At 55.8% G+C, this 20,330-nt stretch carries 25 protein-coding genes; 13 read left to right on the top strand and 12 right to left on the bottom strand.

Features of this window, described 5'->3' with window-relative positions:
• Nucleotides 1–30: 30 nt before the first annotated feature.
• Together AACZ86_RS06645 and AACZ86_RS06640 are read right to left on the bottom strand one after the other, a co-directional pair.
• Nucleotides 31–480 carry a GFA family protein gene (locus tag AACZ86_RS06645; RefSeq protein WP_339690604.1) on the bottom strand — a complete coding sequence of 150 codons (450 nt, stop codon included), beginning with the start codon at nt 478–480 and terminating at the stop codon, nt 31–33.
• Nucleotides 477–1,124 carry a DsbA family protein gene (locus tag AACZ86_RS06640; RefSeq protein WP_339690795.1) on the bottom strand — a complete coding sequence of 216 codons (648 nt, stop codon included), beginning with the start codon at nt 1,122–1,124 and terminating at the stop codon, nt 477–479. Before AACZ86_RS06640 ends, AACZ86_RS06645 begins: the two co-directional genes overlap by 4 nt.
• A gap of 89 nt (nt 1,125–1,213) precedes the next feature.
• Here AACZ86_RS06640 and AACZ86_RS06635 point away from each other — a divergent pair, with 89 nt between their 5' ends.
• Genes AACZ86_RS06635 through AACZ86_RS06625 form a run of 3 tightly spaced genes read left to right on the top strand, consistent with a single transcriptional unit; the run spans nt 1,214 to nt 4,300 of the window.
• Nucleotides 1,214–1,675, top strand: coding sequence for a MarR family transcriptional regulator (locus AACZ86_RS06635; RefSeq protein WP_339690602.1), 462 nt, complete (start codon nt 1,214–1,216; stop codon nt 1,673–1,675).
• Nucleotides 1,632–2,753: an HlyD family secretion protein gene (locus tag AACZ86_RS06630; RefSeq protein WP_339690600.1), complete on the top strand. Its 1,122-nt coding sequence runs from the start codon at nt 1,632–1,634 to the stop codon at nt 2,751–2,753. Before AACZ86_RS06635 ends, AACZ86_RS06630 begins: the two co-directional genes overlap by 44 nt.
• A complete protein-coding gene (locus tag AACZ86_RS06625) occupies nt 2,750–4,300 on the top strand; it encodes a DHA2 family efflux MFS transporter permease subunit (RefSeq protein WP_339690598.1) in 1,551 nt (516 codons plus the stop codon). The genes AACZ86_RS06630 and AACZ86_RS06625 overlap by 4 nt, the downstream gene beginning before the upstream one ends.
• Here AACZ86_RS06625 and AACZ86_RS06620 read toward each other — a convergent pair.
• The 8 genes from AACZ86_RS06620 to ffh all read right to left on the bottom strand — a co-directional run bounded on the left by AACZ86_RS06620 (nt 4,297) and on the right by ffh (nt 10,381).
• Nucleotides 4,297–5,322 (bottom strand): aspartate-semialdehyde dehydrogenase, encoded by a 1,026-nt coding sequence (locus AACZ86_RS06620; protein WP_339690595.1) that lies wholly within the window; start codon nt 5,320–5,322, stop codon nt 4,297–4,299. The two genes, AACZ86_RS06625 and AACZ86_RS06620, sit on opposite strands and share 4 nt — an antisense overlap.
• Before the next feature lie 85 nt (nt 5,323–5,407).
• Nucleotides 5,408–5,800 (bottom strand): 50S ribosomal protein L19, encoded by a 393-nt coding sequence (rplS, locus tag AACZ86_RS06615; RefSeq protein ID WP_335651785.1) that lies wholly within the window; start codon nt 5,798–5,800, stop codon nt 5,408–5,410.
• A 3-nt stretch (nt 5,801–5,803) separates the two neighbouring features.
• Complete coding sequence (gene trmD / locus AACZ86_RS06610) at nt 5,804–6,667, bottom strand: tRNA (guanosine(37)-N1)-methyltransferase TrmD (protein ID WP_339690794.1); 864 nt, start codon at nt 6,665–6,667, stop codon at nt 5,804–5,806.
• Nucleotides 6,668–7,072: 405 nt separating this feature from the next.
• A complete protein-coding gene (locus AACZ86_RS06605; RefSeq protein WP_339690592.1) occupies nt 7,073–7,387 on the bottom strand; it encodes a hypothetical protein in 315 nt (104 codons plus the stop codon).
• A complete protein-coding gene (locus AACZ86_RS06600) occupies nt 7,384–7,737 on the bottom strand; it encodes a hypothetical protein (RefSeq protein WP_339690588.1) in 354 nt (117 codons plus the stop codon). The genes AACZ86_RS06605 and AACZ86_RS06600 overlap by 4 nt, the downstream gene beginning before the upstream one ends.
• The gene (gene rimM, locus AACZ86_RS06595; protein WP_339690587.1) at nt 7,734–8,213 is read right to left on the bottom strand and encodes a ribosome maturation factor RimM; all 480 of its coding nucleotides are present in this window, start codon (nt 8,211–8,213) and stop codon (nt 7,734–7,736) included. Before rimM ends, AACZ86_RS06600 begins: the two co-directional genes overlap by 4 nt.
• A gap of 120 nt (nt 8,214–8,333) precedes the next feature.
• Nucleotides 8,334–8,873, bottom strand: coding sequence for a 30S ribosomal protein S16 (gene rpsP / locus AACZ86_RS06590; protein ID WP_339690586.1), 540 nt, complete (start codon nt 8,871–8,873; stop codon nt 8,334–8,336).
• A gap of 44 nt (nt 8,874–8,917) precedes the next feature.
• Entirely contained in the window at nt 8,918–10,381 is a 1,464-nt protein-coding gene (gene ffh / locus AACZ86_RS06585) for a signal recognition particle protein (RefSeq protein ID WP_339690584.1), read from the bottom strand.
• Nucleotides 10,382–10,638: 257 nt separating this feature from the next.
• On the opposite strand from ffh, the gene AACZ86_RS06580 reads away from it, so the two are divergent.
• From AACZ86_RS06580 to ispZ, 5 genes are all read left to right on the top strand, one after another.
• Complete coding sequence (locus AACZ86_RS06580) at nt 10,639–12,312, top strand: EAL domain-containing protein (RefSeq protein ID WP_339690583.1); 1,674 nt, start codon at nt 10,639–10,641, stop codon at nt 12,310–12,312.
• A gap of 71 nt (nt 12,313–12,383) precedes the next feature.
• Nucleotides 12,384–13,190 (top strand): diaminopimelate epimerase, encoded by an 807-nt coding sequence (gene dapF / locus AACZ86_RS06575; protein ID WP_339690581.1) that lies wholly within the window; start codon nt 12,384–12,386, stop codon nt 13,188–13,190.
• Nucleotides 13,187–14,452, top strand: coding sequence for a tRNA (N(6)-L-threonylcarbamoyladenosine(37)-C(2))-methylthiotransferase MtaB (gene mtaB / locus AACZ86_RS06570; RefSeq protein WP_339690579.1), 1,266 nt, complete (start codon nt 13,187–13,189; stop codon nt 14,450–14,452). The genes dapF and mtaB overlap by 4 nt, the downstream gene beginning before the upstream one ends.
• Nucleotides 14,449–15,378 (top strand): signal recognition particle-docking protein FtsY, encoded by a 930-nt coding sequence (gene ftsY, locus AACZ86_RS06565; protein WP_339690576.1) that lies wholly within the window; start codon nt 14,449–14,451, stop codon nt 15,376–15,378. The genes mtaB and ftsY overlap by 4 nt, the downstream gene beginning before the upstream one ends.
• A complete protein-coding gene (ispZ, locus tag AACZ86_RS06560; RefSeq protein ID WP_339690574.1) occupies nt 15,375–16,013 on the top strand; it encodes a septation protein IspZ in 639 nt (212 codons plus the stop codon). Before ftsY ends, ispZ begins: the two co-directional genes overlap by 4 nt.
• A gap of 15 nt (nt 16,014–16,028) precedes the next feature.
• On the opposite strand, the gene AACZ86_RS06555 is transcribed toward ispZ, so the two are convergent.
• Nucleotides 16,029–16,634, bottom strand: coding sequence for a superoxide dismutase (locus tag AACZ86_RS06555; protein WP_339690571.1), 606 nt, complete (start codon nt 16,632–16,634; stop codon nt 16,029–16,031).
• A gap of 179 nt (nt 16,635–16,813) precedes the next feature.
• Here AACZ86_RS06555 and AACZ86_RS06550 point away from each other — a divergent pair, with 179 nt between their 5' ends.
• Nucleotides 16,814–17,377 carry a urate hydroxylase PuuD gene (locus AACZ86_RS06550; protein WP_339690570.1) on the top strand — a complete coding sequence of 188 codons (564 nt, stop codon included), beginning with the start codon at nt 16,814–16,816 and terminating at the stop codon, nt 17,375–17,377.
• Nucleotides 17,378–17,426: 49 nt separating this feature from the next.
• Here AACZ86_RS06550 and pspF read toward each other — a convergent pair whose 3' ends face one another.
• On the bottom strand, nt 17,427–18,473 hold the full coding sequence (gene pspF, locus AACZ86_RS06545; protein WP_339690568.1) for a phage shock protein operon transcriptional activator: 1,047 nt from the start codon (nt 18,471–18,473) through the stop codon (nt 17,427–17,429).
• A 161-nt stretch (nt 18,474–18,634) separates the two neighbouring features.
• On the opposite strand from pspF, the gene AACZ86_RS06540 reads away from it, so the two are divergent.
• The 4 genes from AACZ86_RS06540 to pspC all read left to right on the top strand — a co-directional run bounded on the left by AACZ86_RS06540 (nt 18,635) and on the right by pspC (nt 20,317).
• Nucleotides 18,635–18,811, top strand: coding sequence for a hypothetical protein (locus AACZ86_RS06540; RefSeq protein ID WP_339690565.1), 177 nt, complete (start codon nt 18,635–18,637; stop codon nt 18,809–18,811).
• Between the two features lie 149 nt (nt 18,812–18,960).
• Nucleotides 18,961–19,635, top strand: a complete 675-nt coding sequence (gene pspA, locus AACZ86_RS06535) for a phage shock protein PspA (RefSeq protein WP_339690563.1) — start codon at nt 18,961–18,963, stop codon at nt 19,633–19,635.
• Nucleotides 19,635–19,937, top strand: a complete 303-nt coding sequence (pspB, locus tag AACZ86_RS06530) for an envelope stress response membrane protein PspB (RefSeq protein ID WP_339690560.1) — start codon at nt 19,635–19,637, stop codon at nt 19,935–19,937. The genes pspA and pspB overlap by 1 nt, the downstream gene beginning before the upstream one ends.
• Entirely contained in the window at nt 19,934–20,317 is a 384-nt protein-coding gene (gene pspC, locus AACZ86_RS06525) for an envelope stress response membrane protein PspC (RefSeq protein ID WP_339690557.1), read from the top strand. The genes pspB and pspC overlap by 4 nt, the downstream gene beginning before the upstream one ends.
• The last annotated feature ends 13 nt before the right edge of the window (nt 20,318–20,330 follow it).

The raw sequence follows: 20,330 nt of genomic DNA, 5'->3' as shown, positions 1-20,330 counted from the left end.
CAAAGGATGAAAAGTCCCAGTTTTTTGCCGTCATTGCTGCTTTCCTAAACTGGCGCGCCACGCGGTTAAATCGTCGGGCTGGGTCAGATGCTGATCACTCGCCGGATCAAGTTCGATTCCCGGCTGTTTTTTCGACACCCATAAATGCCCCAATGGTGCGATTGCAGATGGATCATCCAGCGTTCCCACTTTCAAAGTAATAGCATCCGGCGGATTGCTGCCCGAATGCCATAAACGCGTGCCGCAATTGCCACAGAAATAATTATGTTTTGCTTTGCCGCTAAAGGCCTTGCTCACGAACGACGCTGCTTTGCCTTCTACCTTAAGCGATTCATATTGCATCGGGATAGACATCGAAAACGCGCTTGCGCTTTGTTTCTTACACTCGCCGCAATGGCAGGTGTAGGCTGCAGGAACGGGGCCTTCAAACTGGTATGTGATCGCGCCGCATTGGCATCCACCAGTCCGTGTTTCATTCATCGCTCGGCAAGACCCTTTTGCTTCATCCGCCACACCGCCAGATCAATCCGGTCCTGGCCGAAGAAAGGTTCGCCTTCGAACACCAGCGTCGGCACGCCCCAGTGGCCAGCAGCTTCCAGCGCTTTTTGATTGTCGGCGATTTCTGCGTCGAGCCCGTCCGCCTGGTTTGCCGCTTCGACCCGAAGTTCGGTCAGGTCCAGTCCGGCCCGCGCCGCCGCCTTTTCCAGATGGTCGCCTTCGTTCCAGCCAGCGGTGCCGCCCCAGATCATTTGCGAGACCTCGTCGGCGAACTCCAGCCCTTTGCCGCGCCGCGAGGCCGCCTGCCCCATCCGGGTCAGTTCGTAAATATAGGGCTGTTCGGCAGCGATCTTGCGGGTCGCGATATCCTGCACGATCGGATCGGGATTGGGCGGTGCCATCGGGATGCCCAAATGTTGCGCCATCCGGAATATGTCCTTGAACACATAGCCGAGCCAGTTGGGATGATTCTTCTCGAAGAAATCCGGTTCGCGGATCGCCAGCGGGTAAACGAAGCGCTGGTTGATCTGCAGGTCATATTCCCGAGTGAGCGCAACATAACGCCGCGTAGCCAGATAGCTATAGGGCGAACGGAAGGACCAATATACGTCTGCTTTCAATGTCATGGCGGTCATATGGCACAATCATCAGGCCGCTTCCATGATTTTCAAAGCTAATCATTGCATATAATAAACTATGTTATTAAATTGCTCCCATGAGCGATAATATCGGTTTTATAATTGGCGACATTTCCCGGCTGATCCGCCGGACATTTGACAAGCGGGCCAAGGCGATCGGTGTGACCCGGCCGCAATGGCGGGTCCTGACCTGGCTGCAATATAACGAAGGTATCAACCAGAGCGCACTCGCGGACCGACTCGAACTGGATGCTATGACATTGTGCCGCATGGTTGACCGGTTGCAGTCGGCAGAACTGGTCGAACGTCGCCCCGACCCCGCCGACCGCCGCGCGTGGAAGCTCTATCTGACAGAAAAAGGCATCGCATTGACGGGCCAGCTGAAACCGCTTGGCGAGCAATTGCTGCAAGAAGCGCTGCATGACGTGACGGAAAAAGATCAGGAGCAGCTTCATCAACTGCTCGAACGGTTCCGCAGCAATCTGCTGACGATCGATGACGAAGATTCCCAAGAGAAGCGAGCAGCCAATGGCGGATAATCCCAACCCGGAAATGGAAATGGCCGAAGTCGCTGAGGCCACAACTCCCGACCCTGTACCCGAGCGTTCGCTTGGCCGTCGCCTTGGTCGGTGGATATTGATGCTTTCGGTTCCGCTGCTGCTGGCAAGTTTCGGGGTCTATTACTGGATAACCAGCGACCGCTATGCATCGACCGACAATGCCTATGTCCAGCAGGACATCGTCTCCGTGTCCCCCGAGGTCGGCGGCAAGATTGTCGAGGTCGGCGTGAGCGAGAACCAGTTGGTCGATGCAGGCGATCTCCTATTCGTGATTGATCCGGCTCCCTTTGAACTGGCGGTTGCCCAGAGCAACGCCCGTATCGCCGCCGCACAGGTCGAGGTACAGAATCTCCAGGCCGATTATCAGGTCAGCGGCGTTGATATAGAGGTGGCACGGCAGGATATTGCCTTCGCCCTGTCCAACTATCAGCGACAGGCGGCGTTGATGGATAAAGGTTTCACGACGCGGGCGCGGCTTGATGCAGCCCAGCATGAAGTCGATCTTGCCCGCGCCAGGTTGAAATCCGCGCAATCCGATGTGGTTGCGGCGAAGGCACGGCTCTCGACTGGATCGGCAGCACCGGGAGAAAACCCGGCCATTGCGGATGCGAAAGTCGCGCGGGAACAGGCGCAGCTCAATCTTCAACGCACGCGGGTCCTGGCTCCCGTCGCCGGACGCGTTGCCCAGTCCACACGGTTGCAAATCGGACAGATGATGGTTTCCGGTCTGCCGATGGTATCGATCGTCAACGATGCGAACAGCTGGATAGAAGCCAATTTCAAGGAAACCGACCTCGCCAGAATGAAGGTCGGGCAGAAAGCGAACATCACCTTTGATGCCTATCCCGATCTCGAACTGAACGGCCGGGTCGACAGTATCGGCGCCGGAACCGGATCGGAATTTTCCGTACTCCCGGCCCAGAACGCCAACGGCAATTGGGTCAAGGTGACCCAGCGGGTGCCCGTGCGGATCAAGATACTGGATAAATCTCCACGACAGCTGATCGCCGGCATTTCCGCAGAAGTGACCGTCGATCTTCGCAATGGTAAAGAGTGAACGCACCAAATCCTGATGTCGCAGCACTGCCGGTCGACAACCGGCTGCTGCTGACGGTTGCTGTCATGCTAGGCAATATCATGCAGATACTGGACTCGACGATTGCCAATGTCGCCCTGCCGCACATGCAGTCTGGTCTGGGCGCGACACTGGATACGGTGACGTGGGTTCTGACCAGCTATATATTGGCTTCGGCCGTGGCGATTCCGATTACCGGCTGGATCGCCGATCGCATCGGGTCCCGCAATCTGTTCCTCTTGTCAATCGCGGGATTCACCGCGTCATCCCTGCTCTGCGCGACCGCCTCGAATCTTGAAATGCTGGTTTTCTACCGGGTGATGCAGGGGCTCTCCGGTGCGTTCGTCATGCCGCTTTCGCAAACCGTGATGCTTGACATCAACCCGCCAAAAAATCATCCGCGGGCCATGGCGATCTGGGGAATGGGGGTCATGATTGCGCCGATTACCGGGCCGGTTATCGGCGGTTATCTGACCGAGAATTTCAGTTGGGAATGGATTTTTCTGATCAACGTTCCGCTCGGTATCATTGCTTTTGTGATGCTCTGGACGCTCCTGCCCTCGCGGCCGATCGCCCGCCGGAAATTCGACCTGTCCGGCTTTCTGCTGTTCGCGATATTTATCGCATCCTTCCAGCTCATGCTTGATCGCGGTAATAGCGAAGACTGGTTCGACAGCTGGGAGATCATCATCGAATTTGGCATAGCGGCATCCGCCTTGTGGATATTCTCGATCCATATGGCGACGGCGAAAAATCCGTTTCTGTCCCGGGACCTGTTCCGGAACCGCAATTTGATCACGGCAATGCTGTTGATGATTGTCGCCGGTGTTTCGATGTTTTCGACGATGGCGCTGCTGCCGCCGATGCTGCAGAATATCTATCATTATACGCCGATTGACGCCGGCATCATATTGGCACCCCGCGGGGTCGGCGTGTTTCTCGGCATGGCGATCGGCAGCCGGCTGGCGACGATAATCGATGCCCGTTATGTCGTTGCGACCGGGATGGCGCTGGCCTCCTATTCGGCGTGGATGATGACCGGATGGAGCCTGGAAATGGAACGTTGGCCAATAATAACCAGCGGTCTTGTCCAGGGGCTCGGGATGGGCGCGCTGTTCGTGACCATGAATATATTGGCCTTTTCCACGCTCTCGCCCGCCCTCCGCACAGATGGAGCCAGTTTGCTCAATCTCTCACGAACCATCGGAGCTTCCGTCGGAATCGCCGTATTTGTCGGCTTGCTGGGCCGTAACTGGCAGACCAGCCACGCGGATCTCGCCGCCAATGTTACCGAAGCCCGCCTCGCGCCGCTAAGCCCGACCAGTATCAGCCGGTTGGGACAATATGGCGAACAGGCGATGATGATGATCGACGGCGAGGTAAACCGGCAAGCGCTGATGATCGCCTATCTCGGGGATTTCTGGCTGATGGCGGTGGTCACCGCCTTATGTGTTCCGCTGGTGTTCCTGATGAAGAAACCCCAGCGGATGAAAGTCGATTCGGCCGAAGCGGCCAGTGCGGCGCACTAGCCCTTTTTAAGATGCTTGCGACCCAGTAGCTCAGCGATCTGGACGGCATTGAGCGCTGCGCCCTTGCGGAGATTGTCGCTGACGCACCAGATGTTCAGGCCGTTTTCGACCGTAGGATCCTCGCGGACGCGGCTGATGAAGGTCGCGCCGTCGCCGACACATTCGACCGGCGTGACATAGCCTTCGTCCTCGCGCTTATCGATCAGCATTATGCCCGGTGCATCGCGCAGGATTTTCTGCGCGTCCGAGGCGGACAGTTCTTTTTCGAATTCGATGTTGATTGATTCGCTGTGGCCGACAAAGACCGGCACCCGGACGCAGGTCGCGGTAAGCTTGATCTTGGGGTCGAGGATCTTCTTGGTCTCGACGACCATTTTCCATTCTTCCTTGGTCGAACCATCGTCGAGGAACACGTCGATATGTGGGATCACGTTAAACGCGATCTGCTTGGTAAAGACGTGGTTTTCCTTGGGGTCGCCGACGAAGATCGCCCGGGACTGTTCGAACAGTTCGTCCATGCCGCCTTTGCCGGCGCCGGAGACCGACTGATAGGTCGAGACAACGACACGCTTGATGATGGCCGCATCGTGCAGCGGCTTGAGCGCCACAACCATCTGGGCGGTCGAGCAGTTGGGGTTGGCGATGATATTGCGCTTGGTATAGCCGCTGATCGCTTCAGGGTTCACTTCGGGCACGATCAATGGAACGTCCGGATCCATGCGGTAGAGCGAACTGTTGTCGATCACGACGCAGCCCGCAGCAGCTGCCTTTGGCGCATATTCCTTGGTTGCGGCCGAACCGGCAGCGAACAAAGCCATGTCCCAGCCAGCAAAGTCAAAATGCTCGATATTCTGGACCTTGAGCATCTTGCCGGTGTCGCCAATTTCGATTTCGCTGCCCTGCGACCGCGATGACGCGACGGCGGCCAGCTCGTCATAAGGAAATTCGCGCTCGACCAGGACGTTGAGCATTTCGCGCCCGACATTGCCCGTGGCACCGACAACTACAATTTTGTAACCCATGAAACTTTTCCTGTGGCTGATATTAAAACAGCCGGTTTTCCTTTTGGGGAGAACCGGCTGTTTGAAACTTTTTATGAAGCGAAAACTATTTTTTTGCTTCGGTGCCTTTCGTAGGCTGGTTCAAACGGCGTTCCGCAATACGTGCGCGCTTACCGGTGAGACCGCGAAGATAATAAAGCTTCGCACGACGCACGATACCGCGGCGAACCACGGTAATGCTGTCAATGTTCGGGGAGTAAAGCGGGAACACACGCTCGACACCTTCGCCGAACGACATTTTGCGTACGGTGAAGTTGGAGCCCATGCCGCGATTGGTCCGTGCGATGCACACACCTTCGTAATTCTGGGTACGAACGCGCTCGCCTTCAACGACGCGAACACCGACACGTACTGTATCACCAGCACGGAATTCGGGGATTTCTTTCGAAGCGATAAACGCGTCTACTGCTTCTTTTTCTAGTGTTTGAATCAGGTTCATGACCTATTCCTTATCTTTATCTTTTTCCTGCGCACCAGAGGGCGACTGATCCGGAGCGTCCCTGTGACGCTCCCATAAATCCGGCCGCCTTAGCCGTGTATCTTCCTCTGCCCTTTGTTTCCGCCAAGCAGCTATTTTCGCATGATCCCCCGATCGCAAGACTTCAGGGATTATGCGCCCTTCCCATATTTGAGGTCGGGTATATTGCGGATATTCCAGAATAACGTTCTCGAAACTCTCGTCATCTCCGCTAGAAGACGCGCCCATTACCCCGGGAAGCAGCCGAATGCAAGCGTCTAAAAGCACCAAAGCGCCCATTTCTCCGCCGGAAAGCACATAGTCGCCAATCGAGACTTCTTCGATTTCGCGGGCTTCGAATAGACGCTCGTCAAATCCTTCGAAACGGCCGCAGATTATGGTGACGCCGGGACCCGCGGCGATTTCGCGGACGCGGGCTTGCGTGAGGGGTTTGCCGCGCGGGGTCATGGCCAGGATGGGAACGGTTGGCGCGCTGCTAGCCGTTCGTCCCCGGACTTGATCCGGGGTTGTCGAAGCACCGCTCGCCTCACCAGCCTGTCCTTCGACAGGCTCAGGACGAACGGAGTTCTGTGACGCAATCATCTCCGTCATCCGCTGCGCCGCATGGTCCACTGCCGTCGCCATGATATCGGCCCGGAGCACCATGCCGGCACCGCCGCCCGCCGGCGTGTCGTCGACGCTGCGATGCTTGTCGGTGGTAAAATCGCGGGGGTTTATCGGGTCACAGGTCCATTTGCCCTCCGAGAGCGCTCTGCCCGCTAGCGATATGCCGAGCGGTCCGGGGAACATCTCCGGGTAGAGGGTCAGGATTTGGGCGGTGAAGGTCAAACTCTTCGCTCCTTCAATGCGTAATGCCCTGCGATCCATGCCAATGGCAATCCAATAGGAACGGAACAAATCAAAAGCTTCCACCTTATTGTGCCAACAGGGAAAGCACACATTTCCCCGTAACTTATGCACTGCTGAAGGTTCGCTAGTTCAACAAAAAATAGCCCAAAATAGGGAGTCATCCCTAAAAGGCTCGCGGCTAATGTGATAAATCGAACAGATCGTTTCGGGAATTTTAGTTTTATCCAAGCCGCGGCGCCAGACGCAATTAGCAACGAATTTACTACGGCGAATATAGCGATAAAAATATCTTCAAGATAGAAATAAAACATCAGTCCGAAACCTCCGCTTTCGCAGTCGCCTCACCATCTCGGCGGTAAAGGAAAAAGCTTGTCGCGGTGAAGTTCATTTCTTCTTGCGCCAGTTAATCCACAATATGGAAGTCGTCATGCCCACGAAGAAACTGCCGAACATACCCACGGCGGCGCCAACGGACATATAGACTATGCCTTCCCGACAGCACACCTGGCCATCGAGGCAATGATCGGATTGCAGCCACCAGAGGTTGAACAGCCAGTAGACAACCAGCAATCCGGGTATCGGAAGACTGGCCCAGAACGGCAGCCAGGCGACGTTTACGTCCGGCTTGAGCCGTTTCGCAATCTCGACAATCGCGATGGTCAGACCTGCTATCAGGAAAATGATGACAATCAGGATCATTGCGGTTCGACAATCGCCGGATCATTGCGTGTATCTGTCCCCGTCACGCTAGCCGTGGATTTCCTGCTCTTGGTGGTGTTTCTGATCTCTAGAACCACGAATGTCATGATCGAGATGACGACCCCCATGGCGGCATATGTCAGCGCTGTTTTTACGGGATTATCCGCAACAATCGTGCTTTCCGAGAAAGTGATATAGGCCACGACGGGGGTGAGAACCACCTGCCCTGTCATTACCGTTCCCGCCATGCGGATCAATTGACCGTGCTTCCGGCTCAGCTTCCAGCCTCCGAAGGCCGGCGCGGCAACCAGCGCGAAGATCAGCAGGACATAGAATATCGGACCGATCATTCCTCGACGAACTCCGCTTCCACGACTGCCGGATCACCACTCATGTCGATTGCGATAACCGGGACCATGAACTTCTTGCCGTTGGCGCGCTCTATCTCTATGACATCGCCGGCGCCAAATTCGTAGATGGCGAATATCTTGCCCAGTTCCTCGCCAGCGTCGGAGACGCAGCGCAGACCGATGATGTCGATATGGTAAAATTCGTCCTCGTCCAGCTCCGGCAAGGCGGAGCGCGGGACGGTTAATTCGGTGCCGCGCGCGGCTTCGGCGCCGTTGCGGTCGGTGATTTCGGCGATCCGTGCAATCGCGCCCATTTTATGGGGTTTGACGGATTTCAGCGTCAACGCGCCGTTATTGAAATTTTTGTGAACTGTCAGGCTATCGATGCCGTCACAGAATAGTTTCAACCGGACTTCGCCGGTGATCCCGTGCGCACCAATGATAACAGCAAGCGGGACGGGTTTTTCCGGGTTCATCGATAAATTCCGTTCACGGCATCGCTGTCAGCTTTATGAAAATCACAGTACCAACATAAAAAAGCGCACCGTTCTCCTTCGACAAGCTCGGGAGGAACGGTGCGCGTTATCATGGGTTGATTAGCCTTCAGCTTTGTCAGCTGCAGGAGCTTCCTCAGCTTTTGCTTCTTCGGCAGGAGCCGCTTCAGCCGCAGGTGCTTCTGCAGCAGCTTCAGGAGCCGCAGCTTCTTCAGCTGCTGGTGTTTCGGCAGCAGCTTCTTCAGCCGGAGCTTCTTCTACCGGTGCAGGAGCCGCAGCGGCTTCCTTGGCGGCTTCTTCAGCAGCGGCAGCTTTTTCAGCTTTCTCTTCTACACGCTCGGTGGCTTTTTCGCCTGGCTTGCCTTTGTTCGGGTTGTTGCGTGCTTCGCGCTTCAACAAACCGGCTACGTCCAGAAAACGAGCAACACGGTCGGAAGGCTTCGCGCCCATTTCCAGCCAATGTTTCGCACGCTCTGCGTCGAGAACAACGCGCTTTTCGTCGTCTTTTGCGAGCAGCGGGTTGTAGCTGCCGATCCGTTCGATGAACTTGCCGTCGCGTGGTGCACGGACGTCAGCGATGACGATCTTGTAATAAGGACGTTTCTTGGATCCGCCCCGGGACATTCTCATTGCTACTGCCATTGTAATAAACCTTTCTAAAAATACAAAAATTCAAATTGTTACGACTATTTCTTCTTATTCAATAAATTTGCCAGATCAGGCGGAAGTCCGCCGGGAGACATATCCGGAAGGCCGGGCATGCCGGCCATGCCGCCGCCCTGACCGCCCATTCCGGCGCCAGCGGCTCCGCCACCGCCGCCAAACATCGACATCAGCCCCTTGATTCCGCCCATCTTCTTGATGCGCTTCATCGCCTTGGCCATTTCCTGATGCATTTTGAGCAGCTTGTTGACGTCCTGCACCGTGGTGCCGGAGCCAATAGCAACCCGCCGCTTGCGCTTGGCATTAAGCAGACCGGGGCGCGTACGCTCTTCCCTGGTCATCGAACCGATGATCGCATCCATACGGACCAGAACCTTGTCGTCCATCGCTCCGCCGGCCATCGCTGCCTTGGCTTTTTTCATGCCCGGCATCATCGATGCCATTGCACCCAGACCGCCCATTTTGGTCATCTGGTTCAGCTGGGAGCGCAGATCATTGAGATCGAACTGCCCCTTGAGCATCTTCTCGGCAAGCGCTTCGGATTCTTCCTTGTCGACGACCTGCGCCGCTTTTTCGACCAGACTGACAACATCGCCCATGCCGAGAATCCGGCCCGCAACGCGTTCCGGATGAAATTCCTCCAATGCATCGATTTTTTCGCCGACACCGACAAATTTGATCGGCTTGCCGGTGACTGCCCGCATCGACAGAGCCGCACCGCCGCGCGCATCGCCGTCCATCCGGGTGAGAACAACACCGGTAAGATCGACCTGGTCGGAGAAATTCTGGGCGACGTTGACGGCGTCCTGTCCGGTCAGCGCATCGACCACCAGCAGGATTTCCTGTGGCTGGGAGATGTCGGCAACGGCCTTCATCTCGTCCATCAATTGCTGATCGACATGGAGCCGACCGGCTGTATCCAGCAGAAGCACGTCAAAGCCTTGCAATTTGGCGGCTTGCAGAGCGCGTTTCGCGATCTCGACCGGCTGCTGCCCGGCGACAATCGGCAGGGTGGCGGCGCTGATCTGCTCGCCCAATACGGCCAGTTGTTCCTGGGCCGCCGGACGATTGACGTCGAGCGAGGCCATCATGACCTTCTTGTTCTCTTTGTCTTTCAGTCGCTTGGCTATTTTTGCCGTCGTGGTCGTTTTACCGGAGCCCTGCAGGCCGACCATCATGATGATGGCGGGCGGCGCGACCGACAATTCCAGAGCGCTGACCTCGGAACCCAGCATTTCGGCGAGACCGTCATTGACGATCTTGACCACTTGCTGACCCGGCGTGACCGATTTGAGAACTGACTGGCCAACGGCCTTCTCGGTGACCTTTTCGACGAAGTCCTTGACCACCGGAAGCGCGACATCGGCTTCGAGCAGTGCAATCCGCACTTCACGCATCGCGCCGCGAACATCTTCTTCCCGTAGCGCGCCGCGCCCGCGCAGCTTGTCGAATACTCCGCCAAGGCGGTCGCTTAACTTATCAAACATGTTCCGCCTTCCTTCTTCAAAACGGCCAGTTTCCTAGCCAACGCAAAAAACGCCGATGGGCGAAACCTCGCTGATCGACGTGTGAGTTTTTCGAACTCTAAACTGGATCGGCAATACAGATATTGCCTTTATTGACGGCCTATTAGTCCAGTGTTCGATTAATCGCAAGCCCGGATTTTAGCTAGTATAGATTGCTGTTAACGAGAAATTGAGGACTGTCGGGGTAAAAAGCCGGTAGCAATAGCGGGGGAAATATTATGACTGGACCGGTAGTCGACCAGCGCATAAAATCAACGAAGAACGGATATCTGCTGTCTGCCCAACGCGATGCTGTGACCGGCGTCGTTGTGATTTTGGCAATCCTTCTGTTTGCCAGCACCGGTGGTACAGTATTGTCCGACGCCATTGCTTCCCTGTCCGGAAAATCTAACGGCACCGACAATGTACTGGTTTCCGCATTTTTGCTCAATATCGCCCTGATCCTGTTCGGCTGGCGCCGCTACCGGGATCTGGCTGCTGAAGTCGAGGAAAGGGCTGCTGCCGAACAACGCGCCCATTCGCTTGCGATTACCGATCCGTTGACCGGATTGCTCAATCGCCGGACGATCGGAGAAAAAACAACCGACCTGGTCGATGCGGCCAAACGGAAGCACAAAAGCATAGCATTCATGATGCTCGACCTCGACAATTTCAAGAATATCAACGACGTTCACGGCCACAGCGCCGGCGACTTCGTTTTGAAACAGGTTGCGGACCGCGTTGCGAATGTCCTGCCGCCGAAGAATCTCTTGGCGCGACTGGGGGGCGATGAATTTGCCTGCGCCTTTATTTTTGATCCCGACCAGCCCGAAATGGTTGAAAGAATTGCCGATGACCTGATCGATGCAATCGCGGCACCGATCGTCGAGAATGGCACCCATCTCGTTGTCACGACGTCGATCGGCATGTCCCGTTACGACCCGGAAGAAGATTCTGTCGACGCGCTGATGCGCCAGGCCGACATCGCCATGTACAGTGCCAAGAAACAGGGCCGGAACCGCCATTGCTGGTTTGACGATATCATGGAAAAGGAATTGCAGACCCGCAATTGGCTCGAAACGGAAATGCGCGCGGGCATTCCAAAGGGCCAATTTGTTCCTTATTATGAACAACAGGTCGATCTCGCCACCGGAAAATTGACCGGGTTCGAGATGCTGTGTCGCTGGGAATCCCGGACTCAGGGCCTCATTTCTCCCGAAATATTCATCCCGATAGCCGAAGAAACCGGCATGATCGGCGAACTCTCTCTGAGCGTCTTGCGCCAGTCGTTCGAAGACGCCAAAGACTGGGATCCGAGCCTTTCCATTTCCGTCAATATCTCGCCGGTCCAGTTGCTTGATCCGTGGCTGGCGCAAAAAATTGTGAAATTACTCATCGAATCCGGATTTCCGGCCAATCGCCTGGAAATCGAAATTACCGAGAGTTCTCTGTTTGAAAATCTCAGCCTGGCCCAGTCCATCGTCAGCAGTCTGAAAAACCAGGGCATAAAAATCGCACTGGATGATTTTGGAACCGGCTATAGTTCACTCGCGCACTTGCGCGCCCTGCCCTTTGACCAGATAAAGATCGACCGCAGCTTCGTAACGTCGATCATTCAAAATCCTGAGAGCAAGGCGATCGTCAAGGCGATCACCGGCCTCGGCGAAAGCCTAGGCATGAAGATCACGGCCGAAGGCATCGAAGACAAGGAAGCGGAAAGCGAATTGCGTCGGATCGGATGTGCCAAAGGTCAGGGCTGGTATTATGGTCGCCCGCTGTCGGTAGCACAGACACGCGAAATGTTGGCCGAACGCAATTTGCTGCCCGCCAAGCCGGTTGAAGAAACCGGGGACACGCAAAACATTGCCCCTGACCAGATTGCCGATGAAACTGACCGGAAAAAATCCGCTTAAGCCCCTTCGCCTAACATCACAGCGAGCCGAATTGCTGGACTCGCGGGAGCGGCATCCCTAAATCGCCTGACATGACAACCGGACGCTTTCATAAAATGCATGGATTGGGCAATGATTTTGTCATTATCGATGCGCGCGCAGACGAGATCGATCTGTCCGCGGCAATCGTCACGGCGATAGCAGACCGGCATAGCGGGATCGGCTGTGACCAGTTGATCATCCTGCGCCCTTCCACCGAAGCCGATATCAAAATGCAGATTTTCAACGCTGACGGCAGCGAAGTAGAGGCCTGCGGCAATGCCAGCAGATGCGTCGCCAAGCTGATTGGTGACGAAACACGGATCGAAACCGGCGGTGGCATCATCACTGGCAATGCGACGGAAGACGGTGCCATCGTCGATATGGGCGCACCCCGGTTCGAATGGCAATCTATACCACTCGGCTATGCGATGGACACGCTGACTATGCCAGTTGGCTGGGAAGAGCTGCAAAATCCCGCCGCCGTCAATGTCGGCAATCCGCATGTGATTTTTTTCGTGGACGATAGCGATATCGTCGAACTTGACCGGCTCGGTCCGATGATCGAAGTCGATCCGCTGTTTCCCGAGAAAGTGAACGTCAATGTCGCCCATATCAAGGACGGCAATATCCATTTGCGCGTCTGGGAGCGCGGCGTAGGCTTGACCCGGGCCTGCGGTACCGGAGCCTGTGCGACCGCCGTCGCCGCGATCAGACGCGGCCTGGTGACCAGTCCCGTGCAAGTGGAATTGCCCGGCGGGACCCTGGTCATCAGCTGGGAAGAAGGCAATACAATCCAGATGCAGGGTCCGACCACCTATGTCTTTGCGGGTGAAGCTGACTGGTCCCAGTTCGGATGAGCGCACCGGAAATGATCAGCATGGGCTGCCGGCTCAATATTGCGGAAAGCGAGACGTTGCGGCAGAATCTGGCCGCCAACAATATTGACGGGGACAATCTGATCATCGTCAACAGCTGCGCCGTGACCAACGAAGCGGTCAGACAGACACGGCAAGCCATCCGCCGGGCCAAGAAAGACAATCCGGAGAAAAATATAATCGTCACCGGCTGTGCCGCGCAAGTCGATCCGGCAATGTTCGCGGACATGCCGGAAACCAGCGCGGTGGTCGGCAATTTCGACAAATATGAGGCGGCCAATTTCAAGCTCGGCCTGCAAAGCAACCGTCCGGAAATCCGCGTTTCCGATATCATGCGGATCACCGAAACCACCCCGCATATGGTTAGCGCCTTTGCCGACCGGTCACGCGCCTTTGTCGAAATCCAGAATGGCTGTGACCATCGCTGCACATTCTGCATCATCCCCTTTGGCCGGGGTAACAGCCGCTCGGTTCCCGCGGGGCTTGTCGTGGATCAGGTGCAGGCTTTGGTCGACAAGGGGTTTCAGGAAGTCGTGCTGACCGGCGTCGATGTCACCAGCTATGGCCCCGACCTGCCCGGCGAGCCGACATTGGGCATGTTGATTGAACGGATATTGAAGCACGTGCCTGATCTGCCAAGGCTCCGGCTTTCCTCTCTGGACGGTATCGAGATTGATGACCGGCTGTTTGATCTGCTGACCGGCGAAGCGCGGCTGATGCCCCATATCCACCTGTCGCTCCAGTCCGGCGACAATATGATCCTGAAGCGCATGAAGCGGCGGCACAATCGCGAGCAGGCGATCGATCTGGTCGAGCGGCTGAAAGCCAAACGGCCGGAGATTGCGATCGGCGCCGATATTATCGCCGGTTTCCCGACCGAAGATGACGCGATGTTTGCCAACAGCCGCTCAATCATCGATCAGTGCGATATCGTTCATGGCCATATTTTTCCCTATTCGCCGAAGCAGGGCACACCGGCGGCGAAAATGCCGCAGGTTGACGGACAGACCATCAAGAAACGAGCAAAGTTATTGCGCGAGACAGTCGCCCGCCGCGCTCGATCATGGCGCCAGTCATTGGTCGGGTCCCGGCAGAATGTGCTCGCTGAAATGTCCGGCGACGCTGGCTATTCGGAAAATTTTGCGCGCGTTCTACTGGACGTCCCTGCGCGTAAGGGCCAGATGGTTCCCGTCGAGATTACAGGCGTACAAGATAAACAGTTGATTGGCAGGGTAGCAGCGTGAGCGAAAAGAGTAGTTGGAAAGACCGCCTGTTTGGCGGCTTTGGCAAGACATCCTCGCGGCTGACCGAAAATCTCGCCGGGCTGGTGACCAAGGCCAAGCTCGACGAGGCGACGCTCGACGATATCGAAGATGCACTGATCATGTCGGACCTTGGTCCCGCTACCGCAGCGTCGATCCGCGAGAAGCTGGCGGTCGAGCGATTTGAAAAGGGCCTGAGCGAACATGCGGTGAAGGAGATTATCCAGCGCGAAATCGCCGCGATCCTGGAACCGGTCGCCATTCCTCTGGAAATAGACGCTTTTCCGCGGCCACAAGTGATATTGGTCATCGGCGTCAACGGTTCCGGCAAGACCACTACGATCGCCAAGCTGGCCCATCTGTTTCTCGAACAGGACTATGGCGTCATGCTGGCCGCCGGCGACACGTTCCGCGCGGCAGCCATCGGGCAGCTCAAAATCTGGGCCGAGAGGCTGGGCGTTCCAATCATCAGCGGCCCGCAAGGCGGCGACAGCGCCAGCATTGTCTATGAAGGCGTCAAGCAGGCGACCGCAACCGGGATCGACGTATTAATCGTTGATACAGCCGGTCGGCTGCAGAACCGAACCGAGTTGATGGACGAACTGGACAAAATTCGCCGGGTCCTCGGAAGGCTTAATCCGGCGGCGCCGCATAATGTCGTGCTGGTGCTGGATGCGACCACCGGACAGAATGCCTTGTCGCAGATCGAGGTCTTTCGGGATGTCGCCAAGGTTACCGGGCTGATCATGACAAAACTGGACGGCACCGCGCGCGGCGGGGTACTGGTGGCAGCAGCGAAGCAATTTGGTTTGCCGATCCACGCCATCGGGATCGGCGAAACCGTAGACGACTTGAGGCCGTTCAAGGCCGAAGATTTGGCCGCAGCCATAGCCGGGATAGAGAAATGACCGAAGCAACAGCAATTGAAGAGATTCCAAAAGAACATCGGGGGCTGAGCTTCGCGCTCGATTTCGGGCCGCTGCTGATTTTCTTTCTGGTTTACAAATTCGGCGCGCCGGAAGGCAATCCGATTACCTCCGCCATTTATGGCACGGTCGCGTTCATGATCGCGATTGTCGTCGCGATGATCATCTCCAAATGGAAATTGGGCAAGGTCTCGCCGATGATGTGGATGTCGGCCATTCTAATTCTGGGATTTGGCGCCCTGACCATCTATTTCAATGATCCGCGCTTCATCCAGCACAAGCCGACGATCATCTATGCCGGATTTGCGGTAATATTATTTGGCGGGTTGCTGCGCGGAAAAGCCATGCTGAAAAGCCTGCTGCAGGCGGCTTTCGAAGGCCTGACCGATGAAGGCTGGCTGAAATTATCCCGCAACTGGGCGATATTTTTTGCGGCAATGGCCGTTATTAACGAGTTGATGGTCGCAACGATGAGCTTTGACTTGTGGCTGACAGTCAAGGTCTGGGGAGTGACAACCGTTTCATTCATCTTCGCCATGGCCAATATTCCGATGCTGATGAAACACGGTTTTTCGGTCGAAGAAAAGCCGCGCCCTGACAGTCAGGACGCGGCTTGATCTGCATATCTGCGTTTAGCCCTGATCGGCGCGGCTGACGCCGTCTCCGTCGAGGTTCAGAGCAACAAAGTCCCAGTCAATCGCATTGTCGAGCAACGCGGAAACATAATCTGGGCGCGCATTCTGGTAATCCAGATAATAGGCATGCTCCCAGACATCGAGCGTCAGCACGGGCTTGACGCCATGAGCGACTGGCGAGTCAGCGTCATGATAGGAAGTGATTTTCAGCTCGTCGCCGTCTAGTACCAGCCAGGCCCAGCCACTGGCAAAATGGCCAACAGCCTCGTCCTTGAACTTGGACTTGAAATCCTCGATCGAACCGAAGCTGCTTTCCAGACGGTCTTTCAGTTCGCCGGAAATTTCCTTTTTCTCGGGCGACAGGCAAAGCCAGTAGAAGCTGTGGTTCCATACCTGCGCCGCATTGTTGAACAGGCCGCCATCCGAGGCTTCGATGATCTGCGAAAGCTTCTTGCCTTCGTGATCCGTACCTTTGATCGCGTCATTGGTCTTGCTGACATAGGCATTATGATGCTTGCCGTGATGGTAATTGAATGTTTCTTCGGAGATCAAATCTCCAAATGCGGTTTTTTCGTACGGTAGCGGGGGAAGTTCAAAAGCCATATTCTCTTTTCTCCATTTTTTGAGATACGAAGTGTCAACGCATCAATAGCGAATAAGATGCAAGCTCAATTATCCTTTTCGCCAGCTTGTCCGGTGAAAAATCGAATTTTTCGTGACATATTGAAAGTGCGGGCATAAAGTTGCGCCCTAATTGTAAAATAATCCTGGGGGGAAGCACTATGGCGAAATTTTTTGGAAATCTGAATGCAGTGATGATTGTGGGGCTGATTGCAGCCCTCGCACTGATGTTCGGCATGCATGGCGATATGGTTACCGGCAATAGCATCGGCCGCTGGCTGCACCTGTTCTTCGGTGTGCTCTGGATCGGACTGCTTTATTATCTGAACTTTGTTCAGGTGCCGTTGATGCCGACTATCCCGGACGAACTGAAACCCGCCGTCGGCAAACATATCGCGCCGAAAGTATTATTCTATTTCCGATGGGCTGCTTTGCTCACCGTGGTGACCGGTCTTTATGTTGCCTGGGCCAGCGGCTGGGTCCATCAGGCGATGACGCTGCAGGCACCATTTCAGATGATCGGTGTCGGCATGTGGATCGCCATCGTGATGGCCGCCAATGTCTGGTTCATCATCTGGCCCAAGCAGAAAAAGGTTCTCGGCATTGTAGAAGCTTCAGCGGACGAGAAAGCCGCCGCCGGCAAGATCGCGCTGATGGCGTCGCGGACCAATGTCCTGCTTTCGCTGCCGATGTTCTATGCGATGGTGAACGCCAACGCCGGATAAAAATGGAAGATTTGGAAGCATGAAAAGAGGGCTTTGCGGCCCTCTTTTTTTATGTCCCGAGCAGATCGTGCCGCTTCAGAGAATGGCGAAGCTGGTCATAGGTGAGATTGAGCGCCTTGGCGGTCTGCCGCTGGTTGTAGCGGGATTTCGCCAGAGCGGACTCCAATATCCTCTTCTCAAAGGCTTCAACCGCCGCCTTCATATCGTCGACATCATGGAAGGCCGGCTCTGTTGCGGCGGGCTCGCTCGGCGCAGGCTGAGCTTCCGCAGTTGCAGGCGTCTCCGGCCTTGATTCTGCTCTCGCAGCCGTCTCTCTGGGTTTCCAGGGCGACGCGAAGGGATCGAACACGATATGATCGACCGGTATCGAATGGTCATTCCATTGATAGACGGCACGCTCGACCACATTACGCAATTCACGCACATTGCCGGGCCACTCGTGCCGGTTCAGCGCCTCCGACGCGAGACGTCCGAAGCCGGGCCAGGACGGCCATTCCAGCTCGGCTGCCATGCGACGGCCAAAATAGTCCACGAGCACCGGAATATCGCCTTCCCGCACGCGGAGCGGCGGCAAGGTCACGACTTCGAAGGAGAGGCGGTCGAGCAAGTCGGCGCGAAAGCTTTTTTCCTGCGCCATTTTCGGCAGGTCGGCGTTGGTTGCCGCGACGATCCGTACATCCACGCGTTGCGGGCGGGAGGCCCCGATTCGGGTAATCTCGCCATATTCAACCGCGCGCAACAGACGTTCCTGCGCCCCCGTCGAGAGGGTTCCGAGCTCGTCTAGAAATAATGTGCCGCCGTCGGCTTCCTCGAAACGCCCTGCCCGTGCCTTGGTTGCGCCGGTAAAGGCACCGGCTTCGTGACCGAATAATTCCGCCTCGATCAGGGTTTCGGGCATCGCCGCGCAATTGAGGGTTATGAACGGCCCGTCCCAACGCAAACTCAGCCGGTGCAGCCGTTCCGCGATCAGTTCCTTGCCGGTGCCGCGTTCACCGACTACAAGGACCGGACGGTCCAATGGCGCCGCCCGGCTGGCTTTTTCCACCGCATCGAGAAAAGCGCCCGATTCCCCGACAAATTGATTTTCGCGTTTCATGACCAATATATAGTGCAAAATCCCACTACATAGCAATTAATACCATGTTCATCCGACCGAAAAAATCCATTTTTCATTATTATTCATATGCTTAGCGCAGTTGGCACGGCTTCTGCAATGTAGGTTTCAGATACGAAACAAACCAACTTCTGGAGCAAACCATGCCAGCACTGACCAAAATGAGCCGCACCGATGTTTCCGCGATCATCTCGATCCTGCTTTTTGGCGTAACGATTTTGATCAGCGCCGTCGGACCTGCTCAGGCCGAAGGCACGGCCACCAGCAACCAAATCGCTTCCCCACCTGTCAGCTTGATCAACCTCGGTTATCGGGCATGACAGACAAAATGGCCGGGACCACTTCTTTCCCCCTTGCCGAAGTCAAGTCCCGGCCACCTTTTGAAATTCAACAAGATGATGTAGAACGAAACTGGAGCGAAGGCTCGAACAAGTTCGAACATAATCACAGACGCAACCGGAGTATGTACATGGCTGGTATTTTTTCAAGAACGCGTGACATCATTGCCGCCAACGTGACGGACATGCTGGACAAGGCGCAGGACCCGTCAAAGATGATCCGCATGATCATTCTGGAGATGGAAGAAACCCTGGTTGAAGTCCGTGCCTCTGCTGCCCGGACAATCGCCGACCAGAAAGAGATGCGCCGGCATATCGACAAGCTCGATCATCTGACCGAAGACTGGGGCGAGAAAGCCCAGCTCGCCCTTTCCAAGGATCGCGAAGATCTCGCCAAAGCGGCGCTGGTTGAAAAGCGCAAGGCCGCCGACATGGCCGATCAACTGAAGGCCGAGATTCAGGTGCTCGACGATACACTCCGCGCATCAGAGGGCGACATCGCGAAATTGCAGAAGAAATTGCAGGAAGCCCGCTCGCGCCAGAGCAGCCTGGTCAATCGCCTCGAAAGCGCTGAAAACCGGGTCAAGCTGCGCGAGATGTATAATGGCGAGAAGGTCCATGATGCATTCTCCCGCTTCGAATATCTCGAACGTCAGGTCGACTTTGCCGAAGGCCGCGCTGACTCGCTCGGCATGGGCGGAGAACCGCAGAGCTTGGAAAACCAGATCGCGGCGCTGGAATCCAGCGACCAGGTTGATGAAGAACTGGAAGCCATGAAGGCGGCCATGAAAAAAGGTGACGCATAATGCAGGAAGAACTCATCATCATTCCCATCGTCATGGGGACATTGTTCATCGGGCTGCCATGGTTGATTTTCCACTATGTCACCAAATGGAAAACAGCAGCGACCATCACCAATGAAGATGAAAATCTCCTGGAAGAATTGCACCATATGGCCCGACGGCTGGATGACCGGATGGAAACCATCGAACGGATCATGGCAGCGGACAACCCCGACTGGCGGCAATCCGCACTGCCCGATGCCAACCCTGCCCCCACGCTCGACAATTTTGACGAGCTTCTGAAAAAAGAAAGGCACCCCTCATGAGCTCTTCCCGGACCAAATTCTATCTCGACAAGAAACGCGCAAAATGGAGCGGTGTCTGTGCCGGGATCGCCGATTATACCGGGATCAACGTCGCCTGGGTACGCCTGGCAGCGATCATAGCGACGGTAACTTTTGCCTTTCCGTGGACGCTGGTCGCCTATTGGATCGCAGCGAAGATTTCCGAACCAAAGCCGAGCGGAATGTATCTGAGCGACCCGGAGGATACCAAATTCTGGCAGGGCGTGCGCCAGTCACCCCGGCGCACAACCCGCGATATCAAGTCACGCTTCCGCGAGATCGACCGCAAGCTGGCAGACATGGAACTTTACTACACAAGCAAGAATACGACGCTGTCTAACGAAATAGAAAATCTGCGTTAAGCGGCTGAAGAGG

Origin of the sequence: uncultured Parasphingorhabdus sp. (assembly GCF_963975735.1) — a bacterium.
Classification (GTDB): domain Bacteria; phylum Pseudomonadota; class Alphaproteobacteria; order Sphingomonadales; family Sphingomonadaceae; genus Parasphingorhabdus.
Note: the sequence above shows the minus strand (reverse complement) of the source record. Positions and strands in the feature narration are given on the sequence as shown.

Bases quoted from the DNA above. Each gene is read 5' to 3' on its own strand.
- AACZ86_RS06645 (WP_339690604.1), bottom strand. From the start codon at position 480: ATGAATGAAACACGGACTGGTGGATGCCAATGCGGCGCGATCACATAC.
- AACZ86_RS06640 (WP_339690795.1), bottom strand. From the start codon at position 1,124: ATGACATTGAAAGCAGACGTATATTGGTCCTTCCGTTCGCCCTATAGC.
- AACZ86_RS06635 (WP_339690602.1), top strand. From the start codon at position 1,214: ATGAGCGATAATATCGGTTTTATAATTGGCGACATTTCCCGGCTGATC.
- AACZ86_RS06630 (WP_339690600.1), top strand. From the start codon at position 1,632: ATGACGAAGATTCCCAAGAGAAGCGAGCAGCCAATGGCGGATAATCCC.
- AACZ86_RS06620 (WP_339690595.1), bottom strand. From the start codon at position 5,322: ATGGGTTACAAAATTGTAGTTGTCGGTGCCACGGGCAATGTCGGGCGC.
- rplS (WP_335651785.1), bottom strand. From the start codon at position 5,800: ATGAACCTGATTCAAACACTAGAAAAAGAAGCAGTAGACGCGTTTATC.
- AACZ86_RS06605 (WP_339690592.1), bottom strand. From the start codon at position 7,387: ATGATCCTGATTGTCATCATTTTCCTGATAGCAGGTCTGACCATCGCG.
- AACZ86_RS06600 (WP_339690588.1), bottom strand. From the start codon at position 7,737: ATGATCGGTCCGATATTCTATGTCCTGCTGATCTTCGCGCTGGTTGCC.
- rimM (WP_339690587.1), bottom strand. From the start codon at position 8,213: ATGAACCCGGAAAAACCCGTCCCGCTTGCTGTTATCATTGGTGCGCAC.
- rpsP (WP_339690586.1), bottom strand. From the start codon at position 8,873: ATGGCAGTAGCAATGAGAATGTCCCGGGGCGGATCCAAGAAACGTCCT.
- ffh (WP_339690584.1), bottom strand. From the start codon at position 10,381: ATGTTTGATAAGTTAAGCGACCGCCTTGGCGGAGTATTCGACAAGCTG.
- AACZ86_RS06580 (WP_339690583.1), top strand. From the start codon at position 10,639: ATGACTGGACCGGTAGTCGACCAGCGCATAAAATCAACGAAGAACGGA.
- dapF (WP_339690581.1), top strand. From the start codon at position 12,384: ATGACAACCGGACGCTTTCATAAAATGCATGGATTGGGCAATGATTTT.
- mtaB (WP_339690579.1), top strand. From the start codon at position 13,187: ATGAGCGCACCGGAAATGATCAGCATGGGCTGCCGGCTCAATATTGCG.
- ispZ (WP_339690574.1), top strand. From the start codon at position 15,375: ATGACCGAAGCAACAGCAATTGAAGAGATTCCAAAAGAACATCGGGGG.
- AACZ86_RS06555 (WP_339690571.1), bottom strand. From the start codon at position 16,634: ATGGCTTTTGAACTTCCCCCGCTACCGTACGAAAAAACCGCATTTGGA.
- AACZ86_RS06550 (WP_339690570.1), top strand. From the start codon at position 16,814: ATGGCGAAATTTTTTGGAAATCTGAATGCAGTGATGATTGTGGGGCTG.
- pspF (WP_339690568.1), bottom strand. From the start codon at position 18,473: ATGAAACGCGAAAATCAATTTGTCGGGGAATCGGGCGCTTTTCTCGAT.
- AACZ86_RS06540 (WP_339690565.1), top strand. From the start codon at position 18,635: ATGCCAGCACTGACCAAAATGAGCCGCACCGATGTTTCCGCGATCATC.
- pspA (WP_339690563.1), top strand. From the start codon at position 18,961: ATGGCTGGTATTTTTTCAAGAACGCGTGACATCATTGCCGCCAACGTG.
- pspB (WP_339690560.1), top strand. From the start codon at position 19,635: ATGCAGGAAGAACTCATCATCATTCCCATCGTCATGGGGACATTGTTC.
- pspC (WP_339690557.1), top strand. From the start codon at position 19,934: ATGAGCTCTTCCCGGACCAAATTCTATCTCGACAAGAAACGCGCAAAA.